Origin of the sequence: Clostridium sp. RTP31139st1_H3_RTP31139_211217 (assembly GCF_040227035.1) — a bacterium.
Classification (GTDB): Bacteria; Bacillota; Clostridia; order Clostridiales; family Clostridiaceae; genus Clostridium; species Clostridium saudiense.
Genome location: NZ_JBCOAB010000005.1, coordinates 1 through 24,277, shown reverse-complemented (window position 1 = coordinate 24,277; position 24,277 = coordinate 1). Strand labels below are relative to the sequence as shown.

Here is a 24,277-nt window from a genome sequence, read left to right as displayed (position 1 = left end):
CATAAAGGCCTTATTCATTTTATGGTAATGTTCCCACGACACTCATAAAAAAAATGTGGTAATGTTCCCACTCTTTCCATAAATAAATATTTCTCGTTTTCATATCATCTTGTGCATTGTGATTAAATTTATTATTAATTCAAAATTTAATATGATTATATAATTTTATTTTGTATAAGTCCATAGTTTATTTATAATTTTATACTAGAACTTTTTACCTTATTATTAATTAAAAGTAGTTTTACAGGGGAATATTCCCATATAATCCCTTTGTAAAACCTTTTCATATTTTTATTATACACTATTTCTTTCGACAAGTAAACATTTCAATTTTACTTTTTTTACTACAGAATTATTTTTTTCTATCTTACTATCAAGCTCTTCTAAAATTATCTCTGCTGATTTTCTTCCAGCCGTTTTATAATGATAATGTACAGTTGTAAGTCTCGGTCTTATAACTCTAGAAATTTTAGAATCTCCCATTCCTACCACTGCTACATCATCCGGAACCTTATAATCGTTGTCTATTAGATACTCTATTGCACCTAAAGCTAAATTATCAGTTACAGCAACAATGGCTGTTGGAACATCTTCCCTCTCCATCATCTCTCTAGTTAATATATATCCACTCTTCTCATCAAAATCACCACTCTTAATGTTTTCATAATTTATCTCAATATTATTATTTTTTAATGTCTCTATATAAGCTTGCTTTCTATAAAGCCCAACAGCTTTATCCTCTTCATAAACTCCAATATATCCAATTTTTTTATGACCTTTTGCAATCAAATAATTAGTTATATCTTCTGTTGCTTGAAATTCATCAAAATATACAGATGGAAATTTTTCAATATCTTGTGCAACAACAACTATTGGAACCTCTAAATCTCTTATAACTTCTATATGCTTATCTGTTACCTTCGTTGCCATAAATATTATTCCATCAACTTGATTTGATTTAAATATATTAAGGTATTCTAATTCTTTTTCTATAGATAAATTTGTATTTGCTATCAAAATATCATATCCATTAGGAGACAAAACCTCTGTAATACCTTCAACTACTCTTGCCGGAGTTTCACTGCTTATTTTAGGAACTATTACCCCTATTAAGTTCGTCTTTTTAGTTCTCATACCTTTTGCTTGTCTTTGAGGTGTAAATCCTGTTTCTTCAAGTACTTTTTTTATTTTTTCTCTAGATTCAACGCTTACATATCCATTATTTAAATATCTAGATACTGTAGATTTTGAAACACCTGCTAATTTTGCAATATCAATTATGTTTAACGCCATTAGCTATCCTCCCTATATAATGAATATTTATAAATTATCTATTACATTTTAACATTCTTTAAGAATTTTATCACATTATTCTTAATATTCTTCAGTAATAATTATAAATAAAACTACTTCTGCTTTACTTTACTAAATTACCTATATAACTTTACCTAAGTAAACTTAATATTTAGATATATATTTATTATAGGAATATTTTCAAAATTATTCTTATATATTAAAATAATTGTTCTTTTTTGTTTGGTAAATAATTCTTTTATAAATTGATAATACTATAAATAGATCTTTTTGCTAAATGTACTTATATTACCTTAATTATATATGTATATTTGGTAATTGTTTATAATAATTAAGCTTATGTATTTTTACTTAAAGGAGTGATTTTATGCTTCCCATAGATAAAAACAATAAAGTCAAAGTTAGAAATAATATTTTAATGATAGGATATTACTTATTAGTAATTGGATTGTTTGCTTACTTCTTCTTTTGCATAGGTAAGATTCCTCCTAGTAACTATATTTCACAAAACAACATTTTAAGTAGTGTTGCTGCTAGCGCTGATATTGATAGCATTGAATCAAGAAATAACCTTTATACTAAAACTACTACCCCTGATGAAGAAGCTCTAACTAAGTTTATTTCATCAGCTTTTAATGAACGTAATAATAGCTTTTTAAACGGTAATGTATCAAGATTATACAATTATTATGGAACTTCAGAAGCCAATGGGAAATATTCATTAGAATATGAATTTAAGAGAATAGCTTACTTGAGAGATTGGTCAATAGAAAGATCTATAATTTTTACTTCTATTAGTTCATCTGTTATTATTAATAAAATAAATAGAAATGATAATAAAATAATAGTCAACTTAGATGAATACTATAATTTTAATTATCTTCATAATAAACAAGTAACTTCAAATAAATTTTCCTTTACTATCCCTCACATAATGACTATTTATTCTTATAATAATGAAGATGGTGAAGAAAACTTTATTATTGATAAAGATTATTATAGTGATATTTTCAATGATGATTTAAATGATTATGATTTCACACTAACCGAAACTTCTTTACCTTATACTAAAAGAATAAATCCTGATTATAATGTTTCTAGTAGTTTTAATAAAGATGATGTCATAAGATTTGATAAATCACTATTTACTGATCACAAAGCTATAATATCTGGATACGATTCAAATGGATATCCTTTAATAGATAGTAATTTATTTAATATAACCAATATGCCATTTGATTTAGGTTGGAAAGAGAAAAATATAAAATTATCATATTAATAAAAGGTTAGGCACTGCCTAACCTTTTATTAATATCTATTACTTGCTTTCATTTGACGTTCAATATCTCTCTTAGCTGCTTTTTCTAACATTGAATCTCTCTTATCGTAATTTTTCTTACCTTTACAAATCCCAAGAGCTACTTTAACTCTACCATTTTTAAGGTATAAAGATAACGGAACTAATGTATAACCATCTCGTGAAACTAATCCTGCTAATCTTCCTATTTGTTCTTTATGAAGTAAAAGCTTTCTTGCTCTTAAAGGATCAACATTAAATATATTACCTTGCTCATAAGGACTAATATGCATATTTAAGATAAATACTTCACCATTTCTTACATCTGCATAACAATCTTTTAAGTTACACTTTCCACCTCTAATAGATTTAACTTCTGTTCCTACTAACTCAATTCCTGCTTCAATTGTTTCTTCAACAAAATAATCATGACGAGCTTTTCTATTTTCAGCTAAAGAATTACTATTCTTAACTCTTGCCAATCTTCTCACCCACTTTTTACTTACACGTTTTTTCTTAATTATATCAAGAACTACCAATAATCACAATATATCTAGTTACCTCATGTAATTACGAAAAAAATAAATATTATTCGTTAAATTCCTCTTCTGGTTCAGTTGTAGTTTCTGTATTTTCTATTTCTTCAGGTTTTGTTCCAAATTCTTTTTTTACTTCAGCTATTATTGATGCTGTTTCTTCACTTGGTACAATTTCTTCAAGATTTTGTTCGCTATCTAAAATATCAAAGAAAACTTCTCTATTATCTATATCAACTCTAGAACATTTAACTTTTACAGAATCTCCAAGTCTATAAACTTTTTTATTTCTTTGACCTAATAACATTAAATGCTGCTCATCATAAACATAATAATCATCATCTAAGTCAGTAATATGAACAAGACCTTCTACTGTATTAGGAAGTTCAACAAATATTCCGAATGATGTAACTGAAGAAATAATTCCTTCGAATTCTTCTCCTATTCTATCCATCATATATTCAGCTTTCTTTAAATCATCAACTTCTCTTTCTGCCTCTTCAGCTAATCTTTCCATTTCAGATGATTGTTTAGCTGCTATATCTACTATTGGTGCTAGTTTAGTAGCTCTCTTTTCATCAATCTTACCATTTAAATATTCCTTAATTATTCTATGAATTTGTAAATCTGGATATCTTCTTATTGGTGAAGTAAAGTGGCAGTAATAAGTTGCTGCTAATCCAAAGTGGCTTGAACATTCTGGCGTATATTTTGCTTTCATCATACTTCTTAATAAAAGAGTACTTACTACAGTTTCTTCTTTCTTACCTTTTACCTTTTCTAATACCTCTTGAAGAATTCTTGGATGAATATCTTGAGTAACTTTCATTGTATAACCTAAGTTATATATAAAATCTCTAAATTTATCTAATTTTTCTTCATCTGGATTTTCGTGAACTCTATATACAAAAGGTAAATTAGTCCAGAACATGTGCTCTGCAATAGTTTCATTACAAACAAGCATAAACTCTTCAATTATTCTATTAGCAATTTCTCTTTCATATGGCTTTATATCAATTGGTTTACCATTTTCATTTAATATTATCTTAGATTCTTCAAAGTCAAAGTCTATAGCGCCTCTTTTCATTCTTTTTTCTCTAAGAATTAAACAAAGCTCTTCCATTGTTTTAAAATCATCAACTAAATAATCATACTTCTTAATAAGCTCTTCATCATGATCTCTTAATATCTTAGTTACATCAGTATAAGTCATTCTTTCTGAAGTTCTTATAACTGTTTCTGCTATTTCGTGCTCACAAACCTTCCCTTTACTATCAATAGTCATAAAGCAACTTAATGCCAATCTATCGACTTTAGGGTTAAGAGAACATATTCCATTTGAAAGCTTTTTAGGTAGCATAGGAATAACTCTATCTATTAAATAAACAGAAGTACCTCTTTTTAAAGCCTCTTTATCTAGTGGATTCTTTTCTCTAACATAATGAGTTACATCTGCTATATGAACCCCTAATTTATACTTACCATTATCTAATTTTTCAATAGATACAGCATCATCTAAATCCTTAGCATCTTCTCCATCTATTGTAACCATTCTAAGATTTCTTATATCTTTTCTTCTCTTAATTTCTTTTTCCTCTATTTCCTCAGATATACCTTCAGCATATGCTAGTACCTTAGGAGGGAATTCTTCTGGAAGCCCATGCTTTTTAATTATAGTTAAAATATCTAATCCTTTTTCACCTTTTTTACCTAGAACTTCCTTAACTATTCCTTCTGGACTTCTTCTTTTATCTGGCCATCTAGTTACTTCAACAATAACTACATCACCATGCGTTGCACCATTTTTGTCTTTTTTAGAAATAAAAATATCTTGATTTAATCTAGTATCCTCTGGAACAACAAATCCAAAATTTCTATTATCTTCATAAACACCAATTATTTTAGTATTTGCCCTTTCAAGTATTTCTATAACTTCCCCTTCTCTTTTCTTACCGTTGATATCATCTCTAGTAATTTGTACAAGAACTCTATCATTATTCATTGCACCATTAATAAATGAACTTGGTATAAAGACATCTCTTTCGCCTTCTTCTTCTGGTATTAAGAATCCAAATCCTTTTTTATGTGCTTGAAGTTTTCCTTTTATTAATCCTAGTCTTTCAGGCACTGCAAATTTATCTTTTTTAGTTCTAACAATTGAACCTTCTAATTCCATTACTTTTAAAGCTCTCTTAAAAGCTTTATATTCATCTGGATTAATATCAAAAACTGTAACCAATTCTTGAATATCCATCGGTCTATATGCTTCTTCTCTCATGAAGCTAAGTAGGGTTTCTTTTATTCCCATTTAATTTCCTCCGTCTAACTTATAATATCTCCATTTTTTTCTTATACACACTATTTATTATACTACCACATGTTTGTTTTTTTATTCAATACAGCGAATTAAATATCTTATACTATAATTTTATTCAATAATTTTATCTTTAAACATATTAAAAGCAAATTTACAACTTACTTTTTACATTAATAAAAGGAGTGTATCAAATTACTTATCGATACACTCCCTAAATATCTTAAACTAAATTTAATGCTATCGTATTTATTGCAAATAAAAGCATTGAAACTATTGTTACTTTAACTAGCATTGCTTCTTTTGTCTTTGATTTATTCTTAGTGAAGAACGTTTCACTTTTGCTACCTTGAATTAACCCGCTTAAAGCATCAGCTTTACTTTTTTGCATTAATATTGAAATAACAACTATTAATCCTAAAACCGCTTCTAAAACAAATAAAAAAGTTTTCACGGTTACACCTCCCATATTGTACTTTTCGTGCATATTCATATACTTCATCATAACATAATATATACTATATATCAAGATTATTTACAAATAGCCCCATTATTAAACATATTTACTTACTTATTGCTATTTTATCGTTTAAAGTCATATTATTCATATACTTTTCTTTTAAATTCTTCTTAAATATCCCTATGAATAATACTACGATACCACTAATTATTACAAATAAATAAAAACTAATTCCTCTGCTTAATAACATAGCTGAGCTTAACGTACTTACTGGAAAAAGTGTCTTAAATAGTGTTAAAAAACTACTTTCGCTACTCCCAACAGAACCTGGAAGAGGTATTGCTGATACTGATATAAACAATATAGATTGCAAAGAAAAAACAGTCAAAAATGAATATGTTGATAAGTTAAAAGCTTTATATACAAAGAAGGTAATACTGTAATTGAAACATATTTGTGCAAATGTTGTTAAAATTACTTTTACAATAACCATCTTATTTTCCTTAATAAATTTAGCTCCTTCTTGATATTGATTAATTTCCTCATCAATGTTCTTAATTAACTTATTTAAATTTATAAATTTAACCCTACTTACTAACTTAAAAATTAATTCTATCGTCTTTGATATAAACTTTTTTGAAAATATAGCTAAAACTATAAATAGAAATACTATAGTGTTAGATATAATTCCTACCCAGATTAAAACCTTAATTGCTGGATTTAAAGTTATAATAAATTTATAATTTCCTATGAACGCTAGTAATGCAATAACTATAGTAACAAATTGGAAACTAGCCAACTCTACTAACAATACAAGTGATGAATGTGAAATATCAACATTATCTTTCTTCATATAATAAATTTGCATTGGTTGTCCACCCGAAGCAGATGGAGTTATTGAACTAAAGAAAAAACCTACAAATGCATATTTTAATCCATTAACAATACTTATATCATATGAAAGTAATCTTAACATACGTCTTATATTAATAGCTTCGCAACATATAAAAAGAAACATAAATAAAATTCCTACATATATATATGTTAAATTTACAGACTTTAATGTTTCAACTATATTATTTAAACTATTATCTTTAAAAACTACAAAAAAAGTAACGCCTATAAGTGCAATAAAAAGCAAACTGCTTTTTAAAATCTTTTTTAAACTCATACTATTCATAAAGTTCTCCTACATTTAAAAACTTAAACCCTTCTTCTAACCATATTGGTATTGTTTTATCTAATGCTACTATTGTTCTTGCTGGAGCCCCATTGCTACCTCTTCCATCATGAAGGCAAATAACATTTTTATTTTTTGACTCTTTCAATAATCGTCTTGAAATTTCATCAGCAGTTATATCTGATTTCCAATCGCCAATAATCACATCCCAAAGAACTAATTTAAAATCATATTTTCTTATATTAAATAATGTCATTAAATTCAAATGCCCCCATGGTGGTCTAAAAGATTTAATATCTATATCTAATTCTTTCATTATCTTTGAACTTTCCTTAAAATCCTTATTAGTATATAAAGGTCCCTTTATTAAGGCATTTTTATGCTCAAAGGAATGTAATCCAATAGTATGTCCTTCTTCTTTCATACGATTAATTATTTCACTATTTTTCTCTGCAAAGCTTGCTACACAAAAAAATGTAGCTTTTATATCATATTTTTTAAGTAAATCTAATAATTGTTTTGTATAATTTTCATCTGGTCCATCATCAAAGGTTAATGCTAAATATTTTTCTTCATTAATATTTTTAATTATCGGTGTGCCCTTAATCTTAAAATAAAAAGTTGGAATAACACTATATGATAATATTAAAAATAGTATTACAACTATAATTCCCATGATTATGCCCCCTTCATAAATTTATCTAAAACATTTATAATTTCATTTTGATTAATTCTGCTTTTTATATTTTTCATATTATTTTTCATCTTCGTAATTTCATCATCATCATTAATAAGATTTAAAATATCTGAAACTATATCAAAATCCTTGTCTCTAATTACTTTTCCTATTTTTTCTTTTTCTATAAACTTTGAGTTCTTAATTTCTTGAACTAAAAATGGATTTATAACATACATTGGAACTTCACTATAAATTGCTTCAAATAAAGTTATTCCCCCTGATTTTGAAATTATTAAATCTGAATTTTTCATATATTTGCTTACTTCTTCCGTATATCCTATAACCTTAATATTTTTATATTTGTCTCTAAGGTATTCATACATACTTTTATTATTTCCTGTTATAATTGTTGTTTTTATATCTTTTACATTATTAAGTACTTCAAACAATTCATCATTTACTGATATTAATCCTAATCCTCCGCCCATAATAAGAACTTCTTTTTTCTTATTATTTTTGTTTAAATCCATATCAATTTCTCTAAATTGTTTTCTCACTGGAATTCCAGTTATAATTATTTTTTCTTCACTAATACCTTTATTAACTAAACTACCTTTTATTTTTTCATCTCCAACAAAATAATAATTTGTATTTTTATGAATCCACTCACTATGACTTGATATATCAGTAATAAATGTTAGTAATGGTACATTAGATTTTTTTATTGATTTATATTTTGAAATATATTGAGAGCTTATTGGCAAAGTTGAAATAACAACTTCTGGATTATATTTATCAAATAATTTATCCAATTTTTTAATAAATAAATAATTAAATGTCTTTATATTCCGCTCTTCATTATTAGTATTTATAAAATTATAAAGGTTAGCCCATTTACTAACTAAAGTATCAAAACTTTTATAAACATAACTACTTATGGCTGGAAATGAATAATCTATAATATCAATTATTTTTATATTTACATTGATATCTTTATAATTTTCTTCTATTTCTTGCTTTATCGCCTCCGCCGCTGAATAATGCCCCATTCCAAATTTTCCTGTTAAAATTAATATATTCATACCTTATCCCCCAACCTTCTTACTATATTCACATTATAAAATTTAAATATTAAGAATTTACAAACCTAAATCTTAATATTTGCTTACGTAAATCTACTTATTTATTAAAATTTTATTAACATTTTAAAAACAGTTTATTTTAACTTTTCTTACAATATTAATTTTATAAAAATATGAAAGCTTGCAACATCGATTAATATTGCATTATAATTACATTTTCGTAAGAAATGAAAAAAGGCCGTACACCTAAGTGCACAGACCTTCTTGAGGAAAATTTATAAAAATGTATCGTTTAAGCTTAATTAAAGGAAACTCGACTCCCTTCAGTCGCTGAGTACACTAAAGTGTACTTTCAACTAGCCAAATTAAAATTTGGAGCTTCAAGCAAGTTCGATTAACTAAATCGAAGATTTAGAACCTTACTTATATTCTACATCATCACCGTCAACTAATTCTGAATTTTCTTTTATATATTTAACTAACTCATCAACTTGAGCATATGCTACTGCAACATAAGTATCTGCTGCTCCGTAGTAAATTGCTATTCTTCCTGTTTCAGGATCTTGAAGTGTTGCACATGGGAATGCTACATTTGGAACGAATCCTGTTGTTTCATATTCTTTTTCAGGAGTTAGTAGGTAATCTCTTGTTCTATATAGAACTTTTGAAGGATTTTCTTTATCTAATATAGCAGCACCCATGCTGTATACAAATCCATTACAAGTTCCAGAAACACCATGATAGAACATTAACCATCCTTCAGATGTTTCAATTGGTGTAGCACCACTACCTATTTTAGTTCCTTGCCACCAACCTTGGCCACCTTTTGTCATAACTCTTCTGTGTCTTCCCCAGTGAACTAAATCTGGACTTTCACTTAAGAATATATCTCCAAATGGAGTATGTCCACTATCACTTGGTCTGCTTAATAATAAGAATTTATCATTAACCTTTCTTGGGAATAAAACACCATTTCTGTTAAATGGAATAAATGGATTTTCAAGTCTTACAAATGTCTTGAAATCTTTTGTCATTCCTAATCCTAATGCTGCTCCACCAAAGTCACAACACCAAACAATATAATAAGTATCTTCTATCTTAACTAATCTTGGGTCATAAGCATAACTTGGTTGATAATCATTTCCTTGTTCATCTACCCAATGAATTTCTTCATCTTCTATATCCCAATTTAAAGCATCTGTACTTCTTCCTAAATGTAATTGTGGTCTACCATTTTTATGATCTGCTCTGAATACACCTATAAATCCATCTTCATATGGAAGTACTGCACTATTAAATATTCTTGCACTCTTCTTTGTTGGATTCCAATCAATTATAGGATTATTATCATGTCTCCAAACAACTCCATCAAATCCTTCTGGTTTTTCTTGCCATGGCATGTTTTTTACTGCATCACCGTAAATCTTAACTTTTTCCATAATACCCTCCATCTTATATCTAAAAATATAAAGTTATTTACTATTTTTCTTAATACAAAGTATCTGAGTTTAATAATTTACTTAACAAAAAATATTTCTTCAAAAACCTTGTTAACAATTACATACTTAATTTACTATGTATTAAATTTAATTTCTATACATTTACTACTTTATCTTTGTTTTTGTATATATATCTGTAAAAATGTTTGAAAAGTATAAAAAATTTTAATTTAATAATAAAAATTTACTTTTACATTATTTATACTAGATAATTAATTCCAAATTTCTTCTCCAAAGCTTTCTATAAATCCAGTCAATTCCTCTGCCATCTCTTCTGCCTCAGGAATTCTTAAATGTCCTGGTGTTCCTATACCATTTCTTTTAAACTTAAATCTAACAATTTTTTCATCATTAATATCTTTTGTCATTTCATCTAACGCAGTATCCCAACCTTCGTTATGACATAATAAAGTTGTAATAACAACAACTAGTGCATTAGAATATTTGCTTCTTAAATCAAGAATAATTTCTTTATATTTAGATTTCCAATGTTCCCTTTTTTCCATATCATCATTAATATAGTCAACTGGATGTGAATCATTTTGACCTAAAGCCATAATAACTACATGTGGAGTATATCTATTAAAATCCCACTTATTACACTCTCCAAGCTCTGCACTATATCTTAATTTATCGTAAGTAGATTCTAATCCTCTATAACCTAAGCTTGGATTGAAATATCCTGTGCCATCTAATACTGCAATTCCACCTTGAGCATTATTATTAATCTCAGCCCCTAAATTTCTTGCAGTCATCATAGAATAAGAATACCATGCATTAGAATATATTCCTTCATGCCCTTCTGGATCAACCTTCCCAACATAATCAATAGCTTCAGAAACCTCACCTGCTGATACAGAATCACCAAAACATTCTATTCTTCTATTACTTTTAGCCTCTGGCTTTTCTAAATGGCATCCTTTTTCTAGCACCACACCATAAAAATCAAAATAATGAGCAGCATCTGACCTCTTAAATAAAATTAAATCATGAAGCCCTTCACTTAATTCATCAGCAATATCTAAAACAATATCCTTATCATGTTCTTCTATAACAGCTTTACCTGTTATATTTCCATCTATGATAAACCCAATAGCATTCTCATAGCATGCATGTATATTTTTAATAGCAACTTTAATACTTGTCCCAGTAAATTTTGTCTTAATCATACTTCCAGCATAAATAATTGTTGGTGATTTAGGGTTTTCAAAGTCCACTCTTCCCATATATTGATAATTTGAATTATCTGCTTCTATTAATATATATTTTTCTTTATCTAACTCATTTAAGTACATAATTATCCTCCTAAGAAACTAAAAATCCCATTATATTTACTTCAACTGGTTTATCCTCATTTATTACTCTTATTTCAATTTCATGTTTTGTATTTAATGATTTTTCTACTAAAACCTGCGTTGCAGAATAATCTCCCCATCCTTTTCCAAAAAATGTATCTACCGTAATTACATTATTACCATCAACTTTTATTTCTAACTTTCCTGCCGTATCTTTTATAGACTTCTTAAAAAGTAAAAATATATTATTACCTTCTATTGAAGCTTTTAATAAAGCTTCTTTTCCCTGTGTAGAATCAAACTTCCATCCATTTTTAAATACTTGAAAACCTTCATTATCTAAATTAAATCCAGATACCTCTTTACATATTAAATTATTATTATTTAATATTTTACCATTTATATAATCTTCTCCAAACAACGGTTCTCCAAGCTCTATTTTATTAACTTTTAACTCTTCCAAATTGTTATATATATTTTTCATGAAATCTATTAATAATTCTGATATTATAAAATGTCCATAATCATTTGGGTGAACTTCATCACTTCCAACTTCATCCCATTTTAATCTATTTTCAATCATTTCAGTATAAACAGTATTTCTAAAGCTTATCATTGGTAAATTATATTTTCTTCCTATTTCTATTTGTTGGTCTTGTACATTACTACCATCAAAATTTGTCATAAACACTTCTACTATTGCTGGTGGATTTTCCATTGATAATATTCTTCTTACTAAACTCTCATATGCTTTTTTATCATAAATTATATTCTTATCATTAACTGCAAAATCGATAAATACTATATCAGGATTATAAGATAATACTTGATTTTCAACTCTATGAACTCCTATTACCGAACCTGTTGCCCCTACTCCTGCATTTATATATTTTACGTTTATATCACTAAATGTATTTTTAAACCATCTATAAGTTCTACTTGCATAGCATTGTTCAAAATTACTTGCATTACATCCTTGTGTTATTGATCCACCTAAGAATGCTACTGTAATATCTTGTCCACTCTTAGCTTTCTTAATTACTTGTACAATTCTTGCAATATCCCCCTTACTTACTAAAGAGTTTTTAATCATTTCATCAGTTATTTTAAACCCCATAATACGCCTCCTATATCTGCTATATTAAAATCAATATTTAAAATTAGTTTATATTTCTCACATTATAATTTTATACTTTTTTGATATATATAATTATATATCTTAAAAATTTACTATAAATCTGAAAAATAGTTTTATTCATCAAATAATTCATAAAAAAATCATGTTTGTTTTAACATGGTTTTTAATGCTTAATATTTTAATTATCTATGATACCAAAAGTCCCATTACTCTTACTTCCACAGGTTTTTCTTCATCAACTACTCTTATCTCTACTTTATGTTTTCCTATTTCTAAATCATTTACTAATATCCTAGTCTCTGCATACTCTCCCCAACCACCTTTAAAGTAAGTATTTACTAACATAGCTTTAGTTCCATCAACCTTAACGTGTAGTTTACCTGCAGTTTTTTTAATTGATTTTTTATACAATAAAAATATATTTTTCCCTTCCACTTCAAATATTAAGGTTGCTTTCCCCCCATTATCTGAAATATACCTCCATCCCTCTTTAAATACTTGAAAACCTTCATTATCTTCCAAGAAATCATTAACATAACTTACTTGTAAATTCTTATTATTTAATATTTTACCACTTATATATTTATCTCCATACAATGGAGCACCTAATTCTACTTTATCCTTACCTTGTCCATCTAAATTATTTATAATATTATTTATAAAATCTATTAATAATTCTGCAATTATAAAGTGTCCATAATCATTAGGGTGAATTTCATCATCAGAAACTTGATTCCATTCTAATTTATTAGCCTTAATTTCTTGATAAATTGCATTCCTAAAACTAACCATGGGTAAATTATATCTTTTTCCTATTTCTATTTGCTGCTCTTGAACATTATTAAAATTGCAATCACTCATAAATATTTCTATAAGCGCTGGATTTTTTTTTACTGATAATATTCTCCTAATTAAACTCTCATATCCTATCTTATCCCACATACTTTCTGTATCGTTTACAGCAAAATCTATAAATATAATATCTGGATTTTTAGATAATACCTCCTTTTGAACTCTATGAACACCTATTATTGAACCTGTAGCTCCTCCACCTGCATTTATATAATTAATATTTATGTTTTTAAATTTTTCTTTAAACCAAGAATAAACCCTACTTGCATAACACTTTTCAAAACTTGTTGCATTACATCCTTCAGTTATGGACCCACCTAAAAATGCTATACTTATATCTTGACCGCTATTAGCTTTTCTAATAACTTCTACTATTCTAGCTACATCTCCTTTATTCACTAATGAATTTTTTATCATTTCTTTAGTAATAGTAAAATTCATTCACATCTACCTCCATCTTAACAGATAGCTTACTATTTAGCTTAGAGTAATCTAAACTAATCAAACTCATAGGTTTTCAGTAGTATAAGTATAACTTTCTTTCTTCATACAATAATTATAAAATACCCTTTACCTTAAAAATACCTAATAAATCTTAATAAAAGTATGTAAATTTTTATAATTAATTTGTATATTTATAATACAAAAGTCGTACTCTTAAAAAGTACGACCTTATACCGCAACTTATTTATTATTCTTTAATGTTGAAGAATGCTTTTTTACCTCTAAATTCTGCAACATCATCAAGTTCTTCAGAAATTCTAATTAATTGATTATACTTAGCAACTCTTTCAGATCTTGCAGGAGCACCAGTTTTAATTTGACCAGCATTTACAGCAACAACTAAATCTGCAATAGTAGTGTCTTCAGTTTCACCACTTCTATGAGAAATAACTGCTGTATATCCAGCTCTATTAGCCATTTCTATAGCATTTAAAGTTTCTGTTAAAGTACCTATTTGATTTAACTTAATAAGAATTGAATTAGCAACACCTTTCTTAATTCCCTCTTCTAATCTTTGAGTATTAGTAACAAATAAATCATCACCAACTAATTGAACTTTCTTACCTAATCTATCAGTAAGTAGCTTCCAACCTTCCCAATCTTCTTCGGCCATTCCATCTTCAATAGATATAATAGGATACTTATTTACCCAATCTTCAAAGAAATCAACCATTTCTGATGCAGTTAAAGTTTTACCTTCATTTTCTAGCACATACTTACCATCTTTATAATATTCAGATGATGCAGCATCTATAGCTATAAATATATCTTTTCCTGGTTCATATCCAGCTTTCTTGATAGCTTCTAAAATTACTTCAATAGCTTCTGCATTACTCTTTAAGTTTGGTGCAAATCCACCTTCATCACCAACACCAGTAGAATATCCTTTATCATTTAAAGTTTTCTTTAATGCATGATAAACTTCTGCACAAGCTTGAACTGCTTTATCAAAATTATCAAATCCAACTGGCATAACCATAAATTCTTGAAGGTCAACCGAATTGTCTGCATGTGAACCACCATTAATAATATTCATCATTGGAACTGGCAGTACCTTTGCATTTACTCCTCCAACATATTGATATAAAGGTAATCCTAAATAATTAGCAGCTGCTTGTGCTACTGCTAATGAAACTCCTAATATAGCATTAGCTCCTAAGTTTCCCTTATTATTTGATCCATCAAGTTCTATTAGCATTTTATCAATGTATGTTTGATCAAATACATTACATCCTATCAATTCTTCTGCTATTGTATCATTAACATTTTCAACAGCTTTTAAAACACCTTTTCCCATGTAATAATCTTTTTTACCATCCCTTAATTCAACTGCTTCATAAATTCCAGTTGATGCTCCTGATGGAACTGCTGCTCTACCCATTGTTCCATCTTCTAGATAAACTTCAACTTCAACTGTTGGAAAACATCTTGAATCTAATATTTGTCTTGCAACAACGTCTACAATCTCAACAAAATTTTTCATTTCAAATCCTCCTTATTTTTAGAAATAAATGAAATTTTTATTTTCTTCTAAAATATCTACCTAATTATTTTTTACAGTGAAAAGAAATAATATTCAACTAAATCACTTTTTCTATAAAAAATACACCTCTAGATAAAGTTCATATAACGAACTTTACCTAGAGGTGATTATATAATTACATTGGGTAGCTTTTAATTACTTCAATATTTCCTTTTACAACATATTTTCCTAAAGTAGCTGGAATTAAATAACTATCTCCCATTTTGATTTCTTCTGAGAAACCTTCTCCCTCTATAATCCCATTACCTTCTACAAATGTTAAAATAAAGAACTTTTCTTCATTGCTACAATCGCTCCATTGATTTTCAACATTAATTTTTTGCATTCCAAAATATTCATTTTCACAGAAATCAACTTTTGAGAATCCATCAAATTTAACAACTTCGTTATTAGATAAATTTGCTGCTTCTAAATCAAAGTTAATTACATCAAGAGATTTTTCAACATGAATTTCTCTTGGTCTTCCATAGTCATAAACTCTATATGTTACATCTGAATTTTGTTGAATTTCAGCAATTATTAACCCTTCACAAATAGCATGAACTAATCCACTATTAATTAAGAAACAATCACCCTTTTTAACATCAATAACATTTAAGTAATCTTCACATTTTCCTTCTTCAATTGCTTTAGCAAATACAGCTTTATCGCAATTTTTTGTCCCAACAATTAATTTAGCTCCTGGTTTTGCTGCTACAACATACCAAGCTTCTGTTTTACCAAATTCATTTTCAACTCTCTTAGCATATTCATCACCAGGGTGAACTTGTACAGAAAGTTTTTCTCTTGAGTTAATTAATTTAACTAATAGAGGGAATTTTTCTGTGCTAACCTTAGTACCAACTAATGAATGTCCAAACTCTTCAATTATTTCAGTAAATGATTTTCCTTTTAATTCACCATTTGCAACTATTCCTGTTCCATTTGGATGGCAAGCTATATCCCAACTTTCACCAATATCCCCCTCTGGTAAATTTGTTCTGAACTCTTCTAAATCTCTTCCACCCCATATTTTATCATAATAAATATTCTCAAATCTTATTGGATACATCTCTTTACTCTCCTTTTATATAAAATTTACATTATAAACATAATATTTAAAATTTATTATTTTAATTCACTTATAGCTAATGCAGCAGCTCCTAAAACACCAGATTTTCCTTCTAAATTTGATTTTTCAATCTTACAGTTCTCTGCTATTATATCTAAACATCTACTATTAACAACTTCTCTCACTTTTTCAATTACAATATCTCCACCATTAATAACTCCACCACCTAGGACTACCATATCTGGATCTAATGTGTTCATTACATTAGAAACTACTAATCCTAAATATGATAATAATTCGTTTAAGATATCATTAGCAACATAATCACCTTTAGCTGCTTCTATAAATACTTCCTTAGCACTTACATTTTCATAATCTTTAAGTGATGTTTTTACATTACTATTAACAGCTTCTACTGATCTCTTCATTATAGCTGTTCCTGAAGACATTCTTTCTGAGCATCCTTTATTGCCACATCCACATCTTTGTCCATTTTCAGAAACAGTAGTATGTCCTACTTCTAGTGCATTTGAAGTGCTTCCTCTATATATTTTCCCGTTTAATATAGCTCCGCCACCAATTCCAGTACTTACAGTTACGTAAACCATATTTTCTGTACCTTTACCAACTCCAAACATATACTCAGCTAGAGTTGCAGCATTAGCATCATTATCTAAGAAAGTTGGAAGTTCATATGTGTTTTTCAATTCCTCAACTATATTATAATTTTTAAAAGGTAAATTTGGAGGTGCTACTATTAACCCCTTTTTTACATCAAGAGGACCTGGTGATCCAATTCCTATTGCTTTTATGTTATTTTTATCTATTCCATTTATAACATAATTTATAGTAGATTTAATATTGTTTACTATTGTTTCAACACCTTTATCAGCTTCAGTGCCAACAATTTTTTCGTTTACCATATTTCCATCTAAATCAACTAATGCTGTATAAATTTTTGTTCCACCTAAGTCTACAGCAACAACGTATTCTTTACTCATATTATTTTATCCCTTCTACTTTTTAAAAATCTATTATAGGGAAAGATACTTAAAATCTTCCCCTATAATATTTACTATTATTTAAAATTAAAATCCGTTATTTTGGGCTACTTCTTTAATCCATCTACCTGATTTTTTAATTGTCTTCTTTTGTGTTGCTAAATCTACAGCTATAAATCCATATCTATTTTTATATGCATTTGACCAAGACCAACAATCAATTGGAGTCCATGAATGATATCCAAAACAATTAGATCCATCTACAATACCTTTATGTAAGTATTGTAAATGCTCTTCAAAGAATTCAATTCTATAATCATCTTGAATTGCACCATTTTCATCTATATATTTTTCTTCACCTTCAACACCCATTCCATTTTCAGAAATGTACCAAGGAATATTATTGTAATTATTCTTTATATTCATAGCTATATCATACATAGCTTGTGGATATATTTCCCATCCTCTATAAGGATTCATTCTCTTTCCTGGCATATCATAATAATCAAAATGCTTATCCGGTAACCAACCCTTTGAGTTATCAAATTCACTTTCCTTAGCTTGTATTCTTCTTGGTTGATAATAGTTAACCCCTAAGAAATCAATAGTGTTTTCAGATATTATTTTCATTTCTTCTTCTGTAGCTTCCCACATAACTCCATTTTCTTTTAATAATTCAACTAATGATTCTGGGAAGTGTCCTTTTACAGCTGGATCTAAGAAAGAATTATTGAATATATCATCTGCAATTTTAGCAGCTTTTAAATCTTCTTCACTATTACTTCTTGGATATGCTGGAGTTAAGTTTAGAACTATACCAATTTTCCCACCATCTTTATCACATCCAAGTTCTCTAAACTTATTGATTACCTTTGCAGACGCAAGATTTAAATTAAATAAAACTTGCATAGCCTTTTTACCATCAACTAATTTTGGATAATGGAATTGATATAAATATTCTCCCTCAACAACAACTATTGGTTCATTGAAAGTTGTCCAATACTTAACTCTATCACCAAATAATTTAAATGCTGTTTCAGCAAATTTTATGAATAAATCAACAACATGTTTTGATTCCCATCCACCATATTTATTATATAACTCAACCGGGATATCAAAATGATGTAAATTCATTACTGGAATCATTCCATTTTTTATTGTTTCATCTATAACATCATTATAAAATCTTATTGCATCTTCATCTGGCTCTCCTGTTTCTAAATCCTTTACAAGTCTAGTCCATTGAATTGATGTTCTAAAACTGTTTAACCCTATTTCTTTTAACATTGCTAAATCTTCTTTATAGCTATTATAGAAATTAGATGTAACTGATGGTCCTACTCTATCAAAAAATGCTTCTGGCTCTACTTCATACCAGTAATCAAATACACTTTTATGTGGTTTATTAAAATCACCTTCTGATTGTGGTCCTGATGTAGCTGAGCCCCACCAAAAATCCTTCGGAAATATATACTTCTTGTCCATTTCTTTTCCCCCTTAGAGTTTCATTATTCAAAATTTATTTTATTTTTAATATTTAAGCCGTTTTACACTTATATTATATATTTTCTTTTTTAATACGTCTATACTTTTATAAAACAAGTTATATCTTTTATTTTTTTAGTATCTCCTTTTACTTCCATATTAAAAGTTAATCCAGCTTATTATCAGTATTTAATGATGTTTTTTCATTTATAAACTTTATAAAAAAAAATAAAAGATGCTTAATTAGCATTTATTTTGCTAATTAAGCATCTTTTATTTAAATTATTATATTACTGTAATTGATTTAAATTCAAATTTATCATATCTATGTCTAGAAAATGAATATTCAAATACTTTTCCATTATCTAAATATGCAACTCTTTCAACTTCTAAAATTGGCTCATCTTTTTCTAAATTTAAATATTTTCTATCTAACTCATCACTTTTCATAGCTCTCACAGTTGAATGAGCACTTTGAATATTTAAACCTAGTTTATCTTTAATATATCCATATATAGATTTTTTTACATCTGCTAATTTCATCCCTGGAATAAGATTTAATGGGATGTATGTTTTTTCAATAACTACAGCTTTATCATCTACATATCTTACCCTATGTACAAAATAAATAAATTCATCTTCTTCAATTTTTAATATATCAGCAATTTCCTTTGTTGCATTAATAATCTTAAATTCTAAAACTTTACTAGTAACTTTATGACCTATACTAGTAGTTGTTAATCCTGAAAATTGTTTTTTTTCTATAATCCTTTGAATTTCTTTTTCAGTTATATCTTTTACAAAAGTTCCAGAACCTCTTCTTTTTATTATTAAACCATCATTAACTAATAGATCTAAAGCTTTTTTAACTGTCATTTTACTTACATTATATTTTTCGCATAATTCTTTTTCAAAAGGAAGTTGTTCATTAGGTTTATATTTTTCACTTAATATGTCTTCCTTTATATCAAAAGCTATTTTTTCATATTTTAACATTTCTAAAAACTCGCTTTCAAATTTAATTTCTTATACACTATTCTACTAATTATTTATATTTTATACAAGTTAAATAAAATATATTTTTTATTATAAAATGTAATGCTTTGTAGTATAATAAGTATATACTTTTTAGGAGGTTATATTATGGAAAACAATATGGAATTAATATCATTTGAATTAATAAGTAATGTGGGAGAAGCAAAATCTTTGCTAATGGAAGCTTTAGTACTAGCTAGAGAAGAAAAGTTTGATGAAGCTGATGCTAAAGTTGCTACAGCGGGAGAATTTTTATCAAAAGCTCATCATAGTCATTTTGGATTAGTTCAACAAGAAGCTAATGGTGAACAATTACCTTTCTCACTAATTTTAATGCATGCAGAAGATCAATTAATGACAACTGAAACTTTAAAAATGTTAGTAGAAGAACTTATTTTGACACACAAAAAATATTCTAAATAAATTATTCTTTAAACTAGCTTTTATGGCTAGTTTATTTTTTTATGTATATAAAAAAAGCTAAAGTTAATAACTCTTACAATTTTAATCTACATATATTTTTTTACAAGAAAAAGGGGCTTAATAATTAATAGCCCCTTAATTTTATATCCTAATTTTCTTAAAATATTGATCTATTTTTTTATTCCATTCTTGTGCTGTTTTTTTATCAATACTATATATCCCACTTAAAAATATTTCCAAACAATCTATTCCTTCAAGCCCTTTCATTAAATGCCTTGGATAATCAACCTTTCTTTTATAGCATTGTTTTGGGTCTATTACCTTTACTCTTTCATTTTCATTTACATATATATCTCTACATCTCGCATCAAGCTTTGTAAACTTTAAAGCTTTAAATTCATTAATTAATCTATACAAATTATAGATTAATTGCTGACTTAATCCATTTTCTTGAATGTAGTGGTCAAGCCTTTTACCATTTACCATTTCTCTTAATATATAATACTCCCCATTTTTATATATCCTAGGAAAATACTTAGACTTTTTGACTTTATATAATATATCTGCTTCGCTTTTACAAATATTTTTATCAGTAAATATTTTTATTGCTTTATTTCCTGGCACTTCATAAACAATACCATTATGACCTTCACCTAATAACTTAGCATCTTTAAATAGACTTTCTAACTCTTTATCAAAGTCTGCTGAATATGCATATGTCCTAGCCATTGTCCCCTACCCTTTATTAATATTTATACTATTATATTAATTAGTGTATGCATTTATAACAACTATTGCTAGTTACGTATTTTCACCTTTCAAATTTATAACGAAATAAATAATAAGTAAAAATAATTAAATAAAATTTTCAATTTTATTTTTCATTATCCATTACTATTTATATATTCATATTTAACTTATTACAGAAATAAAGGCAACTCCATTTCTGTAATCGCCTTTATTTTTGTTAGATATATTATTTTTCATTCTTTAGCAGCTCTTCATTTTTGTTTATAAGCTCCTGTCTTTGTGCTGTACAAAGAAGTGCTCTATAAGGATCTGCTGGTGTATTGAATGTATAATCTATTAATTTATCTACTGTAGTTGTAGCAACATGTAATCTAGTATCACTTGATGCATAGTAGATATTTACATTATTATTTTCATCAACTGTAAGTCCATTACAGAAGATTACGTTAGAAACATCGCCAACTCTTTCATCATCATAAGGAGCAATAAAATGACCTCCTGGTAATGCAATAATCTTTGTTGGATCTTCTAAATCTGTTGCAAAAGTATAAAGAACATATCTTAATCCTGCAGCAGTATTTCTAACGCCATGTCCTACATGTATCCATCCCTTTTCAGTTTTAATTGGAGCTGGGCCTTGTCCATTTTTCACTTCATAAACTGTATGATATTTCTTCTCATGCATTATTTTTTCTTCACTAACAACAGGATTAGTCATATCATCACAATATCCGTAAGCAATTCCTCCACCTGATCCTGTAGAAATAAATCCATCTTGTGGTCTAGTGTATAAAAGGTATTTACCATTTACGAATTCTGGATGTAATACAACATTTCTTTGTTGTGGAGATGGAGTTTTTATATCTGGTAATCTTGTCCAAGTTTTTAAATCAGTAGTTCTTACTAAACCTGCTTGGGCCACTGCTGAAGATGTATCTCCTGGTTCTGCATCTGGATCTTTCCTTTCAGAACAGTAAATTCCATAGATATACCCATCTTCATGTTTAACAAGTCTCATATCATAAATATTAGTTTCTTCTTTACAGGTATCTTCCCATTGTATTAATGATTCAAATCTAAAATTGTCTAAACCATTTTCACTTGATGCTAATGCAAAAATAGATTTTCTATCTAAACCTTCAGTTCTTACAACTAAATAATATCTTCCATTTAAATAAATAGCTCCTGCATTTAAAGTTGCATTTACTCCTAATCTTTCCATGAAGTAAGGGTTAGTTTCTTTATTTAAATCAAATCTCCATTCAACTGGTACATGATGTCTAGTTATTACTGGATATTTATATCTATCATAAACACCGTTATACCAAGTTGTATCTATTTCATTTTTTCTTGTTATTAATTTTTCTTGTTCTTCCTTTAATGCATAATATTTTTCATGTATCATTTCTTATTCTCCTATTCTCTTCATAAATTCTAAACAAAATCTTCCATTGTGATAAGGTGTTTTCCAAGGTTCAATAACACTTCTTTCAGTTGGCTTACCATTTGGTTCTATAGACCAATACCATTCTCCACCTTCTCTTGGATCAACCATATTTTTCATAGTATATGTCATTAAATTATTAACTATATTTAAGAATGATTCATCATGAGTTCTTTCATAAGCATTTAAATATCCTACCATAGCTTCAACTTGAACCCACCAAACTCTTGTATAATCTTTAACTCCATTTTCTGATTCATTAATTAAAGAACCATCCTCTTGAATTTGTGCTTTAATGTTATAAGCTATGTCAATTATCATTTTTTCAATAGATTCATCTTTTAAATTTAATGCCTTATAAGCATCATCTATAAGCCAGCTTGCCTCAATATCATGACCATATGATTTAACATCAATAATTGTATTCCATTCACTATCAAAGAATATCTTTAATAGGTGTTGCTCTTTATCATAAATTTTATTATAGAAAGTATATATAAGTTCCTTTAATCGCTCACCTACAACTCTATTATTAGTTACAGAATAAAGATTAGTATAACCCTCTAAAACATGTAAATGTGTATTAGTTGTAATTTCAGCGATGACACCATTTTCACTTAACATTTCATTTGGAGTTATATTCCACTCTCTATCAAACTCTTCTAAATACGCTGAATTTTCTTTGTTGAACCCAATATTTTCAACTAATGAGAATAAATTCATTGCTAAATCTAAGGCTTGTTTATCTTTTGTTGCTTTATAATATTCACTTAACGCATATATAGCAAATGATTGACAATATACATGTTTTCTAGTGTCTATAGGATTTCCTAAGTAATCAACCATCCAATACACACCTTTGAATTCTTTATCTATTAATTTATCTCTTAAAAATTCGTAAGCATGTGTTGCAGCTTTTTTATATTCTTCATTTTTTGTTGCACAATAAGCCGCTGAGAAGAACCATAATATTCTTGATGTTTGAATTCCACCTTTTTCACTTGTCTTATTAACTTTAAGATCATAAGTTACTTCTCCGTAGAATCCACCATTTTCATTATCAATTAACTTAAGCCAAAATGGTCCTAAATTATTTAATAATTCTTCTTCTGCCTTCTTCCTTAAATCGTAAATCATTTAAATATCCTCCACTTCCTATATATTAATTTCGAAATAATTTTCTTTCAAAATAAACTCACTATATAGTGGGTTACACAATTATAATATGTTAACATTTTCATCTATTCAATTAATCTATATTAAAATCTTATTAATTGCTAATTTTTAATAATATTTGTATGTTTTTTATTTTTTATAAATGATAAATTACAATATCAAGTGCAACACTAATTAATTGCAAAAAAAATAACCCATACGGGTACGTTCATGTTAAAG

The 24,277-nt window shown here is 27.5% G+C and carries 21 protein-coding genes; 2 read left to right on the top strand and 19 right to left on the bottom strand.

The window, feature by feature from the left end; genetic code table 11:
- Positions 1 to 294: 294 nt before the first annotated feature.
- Positions 295 to 1,293, bottom strand: coding sequence for a LacI family DNA-binding transcriptional regulator (locus ABUA17_RS03610; RefSeq protein WP_195958882.1), 999 nt, complete (start codon positions 1,291 to 1,293; stop codon positions 295 to 297).
- Positions 1,294 to 1,681: 388 nt separating this feature from the next.
- On the opposite strand from ABUA17_RS03610, the gene ABUA17_RS03605 reads away from it, so the two are divergent.
- On the top strand, positions 1,682 to 2,593 hold the full coding sequence (locus ABUA17_RS03605; RefSeq protein WP_042395705.1) for an amidase domain-containing protein: 912 nt from the start codon (positions 1,682 to 1,684) through the stop codon (positions 2,591 to 2,593).
- A 29-nt stretch (positions 2,594 to 2,622) separates the two neighbouring features.
- On the opposite strand, the gene smpB is transcribed toward ABUA17_RS03605, so the two are convergent.
- The 15 genes from smpB to ABUA17_RS03530 form a co-directional block, all read right to left on the bottom strand.
- Positions 2,623 to 3,093 (bottom strand): SsrA-binding protein SmpB, encoded by a 471-nt coding sequence (gene smpB / locus ABUA17_RS03600; protein ID WP_042395960.1) that lies wholly within the window; start codon positions 3,091 to 3,093, stop codon positions 2,623 to 2,625.
- A gap of 106 nt (positions 3,094 to 3,199) precedes the next feature.
- Entirely contained in the window at positions 3,200 to 5,455 is a 2,256-nt protein-coding gene (rnr, locus tag ABUA17_RS03595; RefSeq protein WP_055276777.1) for a ribonuclease R, read from the bottom strand.
- Between the two features lie 229 nt (positions 5,456 to 5,684).
- Positions 5,685 to 5,915 (bottom strand): preprotein translocase subunit SecG, encoded by a 231-nt coding sequence (gene secG, locus ABUA17_RS03590; protein ID WP_042395700.1) that lies wholly within the window; start codon positions 5,913 to 5,915, stop codon positions 5,685 to 5,687.
- Positions 5,916 to 6,024: 109 nt separating this feature from the next.
- Positions 6,025 to 7,101, bottom strand: coding sequence for a lysylphosphatidylglycerol synthase transmembrane domain-containing protein (locus ABUA17_RS03585; RefSeq protein ID WP_042395698.1), 1,077 nt, complete (start codon positions 7,099 to 7,101; stop codon positions 6,025 to 6,027).
- The gene (locus tag ABUA17_RS03580; RefSeq protein WP_042395697.1) at positions 7,094 to 7,777 is read right to left on the bottom strand and encodes a polysaccharide deacetylase family protein; all 684 of its coding nucleotides are present in this window, start codon (positions 7,775 to 7,777) and stop codon (positions 7,094 to 7,096) included. The genes ABUA17_RS03585 and ABUA17_RS03580 overlap by 8 nt, the downstream gene beginning before the upstream one ends.
- 2 nt (positions 7,778 to 7,779) lie before the next feature.
- Positions 7,780 to 8,862: an MGDG synthase family glycosyltransferase gene (locus ABUA17_RS03575; RefSeq protein ID WP_055291806.1), complete on the bottom strand. Its 1,083-nt coding sequence runs from the start codon at positions 8,860 to 8,862 to the stop codon at positions 7,780 to 7,782.
- A 419-nt stretch (positions 8,863 to 9,281) separates the two neighbouring features.
- Positions 9,282 to 10,301: a glycoside hydrolase family 130 protein gene (locus ABUA17_RS03570; RefSeq protein ID WP_042395691.1), complete on the bottom strand. Its 1,020-nt coding sequence runs from the start codon at positions 10,299 to 10,301 to the stop codon at positions 9,282 to 9,284.
- 272 nt (positions 10,302 to 10,573) lie between these two features.
- Positions 10,574 to 11,656: an SGNH/GDSL hydrolase family protein gene (locus ABUA17_RS03565; RefSeq protein WP_349817910.1), complete on the bottom strand. Its 1,083-nt coding sequence runs from the start codon at positions 11,654 to 11,656 to the stop codon at positions 10,574 to 10,576.
- A gap of 10 nt (positions 11,657 to 11,666) precedes the next feature.
- Complete coding sequence (locus ABUA17_RS03560; protein WP_055291802.1) at positions 11,667 to 12,773, bottom strand: SGNH/GDSL hydrolase family protein; 1,107 nt, start codon at positions 12,771 to 12,773, stop codon at positions 11,667 to 11,669.
- Between the two features lie 207 nt (positions 12,774 to 12,980).
- Entirely contained in the window at positions 12,981 to 14,087 is a 1,107-nt protein-coding gene (locus tag ABUA17_RS03555) for an SGNH/GDSL hydrolase family protein (protein ID WP_055276784.1), read from the bottom strand.
- Between the two features lie 250 nt (positions 14,088 to 14,337).
- Positions 14,338 to 15,633, bottom strand: a complete 1,296-nt coding sequence (eno, locus tag ABUA17_RS03550) for a phosphopyruvate hydratase (protein ID WP_042395681.1) — start codon at positions 15,631 to 15,633, stop codon at positions 14,338 to 14,340.
- Positions 15,634 to 15,808: 175 nt separating this feature from the next.
- On the bottom strand, positions 15,809 to 16,744 hold the full coding sequence (locus ABUA17_RS03545) for a type I phosphomannose isomerase catalytic subunit (protein WP_042395678.1): 936 nt from the start codon (positions 16,742 to 16,744) through the stop codon (positions 15,809 to 15,811).
- A gap of 56 nt (positions 16,745 to 16,800) precedes the next feature.
- Complete coding sequence (locus ABUA17_RS03540; protein WP_055276788.1) at positions 16,801 to 17,745, bottom strand: ROK family protein; 945 nt, start codon at positions 17,743 to 17,745, stop codon at positions 16,801 to 16,803.
- A gap of 87 nt (positions 17,746 to 17,832) precedes the next feature.
- Positions 17,833 to 19,230 carry a 6-phospho-beta-glucosidase GmuD gene (gmuD, locus tag ABUA17_RS03535; protein ID WP_042395674.1) on the bottom strand — a complete coding sequence of 466 codons (1,398 nt, stop codon included), beginning with the start codon at positions 19,228 to 19,230 and terminating at the stop codon, positions 17,833 to 17,835.
- Positions 19,231 to 19,515: 285 nt separating this feature from the next.
- Positions 19,516 to 20,226 (bottom strand): GntR family transcriptional regulator, encoded by a 711-nt coding sequence (locus ABUA17_RS03530; RefSeq protein ID WP_042395671.1) that lies wholly within the window; start codon positions 20,224 to 20,226, stop codon positions 19,516 to 19,518.
- Between the two features lie 147 nt (positions 20,227 to 20,373).
- Here ABUA17_RS03530 and ABUA17_RS03525 point away from each other — a divergent pair, with 147 nt between their 5' ends.
- The gene (locus tag ABUA17_RS03525; RefSeq protein WP_055276791.1) at positions 20,374 to 20,688 is read left to right on the top strand and encodes a PTS sugar transporter subunit IIA; all 315 of its coding nucleotides are present in this window, start codon (positions 20,374 to 20,376) and stop codon (positions 20,686 to 20,688) included.
- Positions 20,689 to 20,829: 141 nt separating this feature from the next.
- Here ABUA17_RS03525 and ABUA17_RS03520 read toward each other — a convergent pair whose 3' ends face one another.
- The 3 genes from ABUA17_RS03520 to ABUA17_RS03510 form a co-directional block, all read right to left on the bottom strand.
- Complete coding sequence (locus ABUA17_RS03520) at positions 20,830 to 21,417, bottom strand: protein kinase family protein (RefSeq protein WP_042398394.1); 588 nt, start codon at positions 21,415 to 21,417, stop codon at positions 20,830 to 20,832.
- A 247-nt stretch (positions 21,418 to 21,664) separates the two neighbouring features.
- Complete coding sequence (locus ABUA17_RS03515) at positions 21,665 to 22,843, bottom strand: glycoside hydrolase family 130 protein (RefSeq protein WP_042398397.1); 1,179 nt, start codon at positions 22,841 to 22,843, stop codon at positions 21,665 to 21,667.
- A 3-nt stretch (positions 22,844 to 22,846) separates the two neighbouring features.
- The gene (locus ABUA17_RS03510) at positions 22,847 to 24,019 is read right to left on the bottom strand and encodes an AGE family epimerase/isomerase (RefSeq protein WP_042398400.1); all 1,173 of its coding nucleotides are present in this window, start codon (positions 24,017 to 24,019) and stop codon (positions 22,847 to 22,849) included.
- Positions 24,020 to 24,277: the final 258 nt, after the last annotated feature.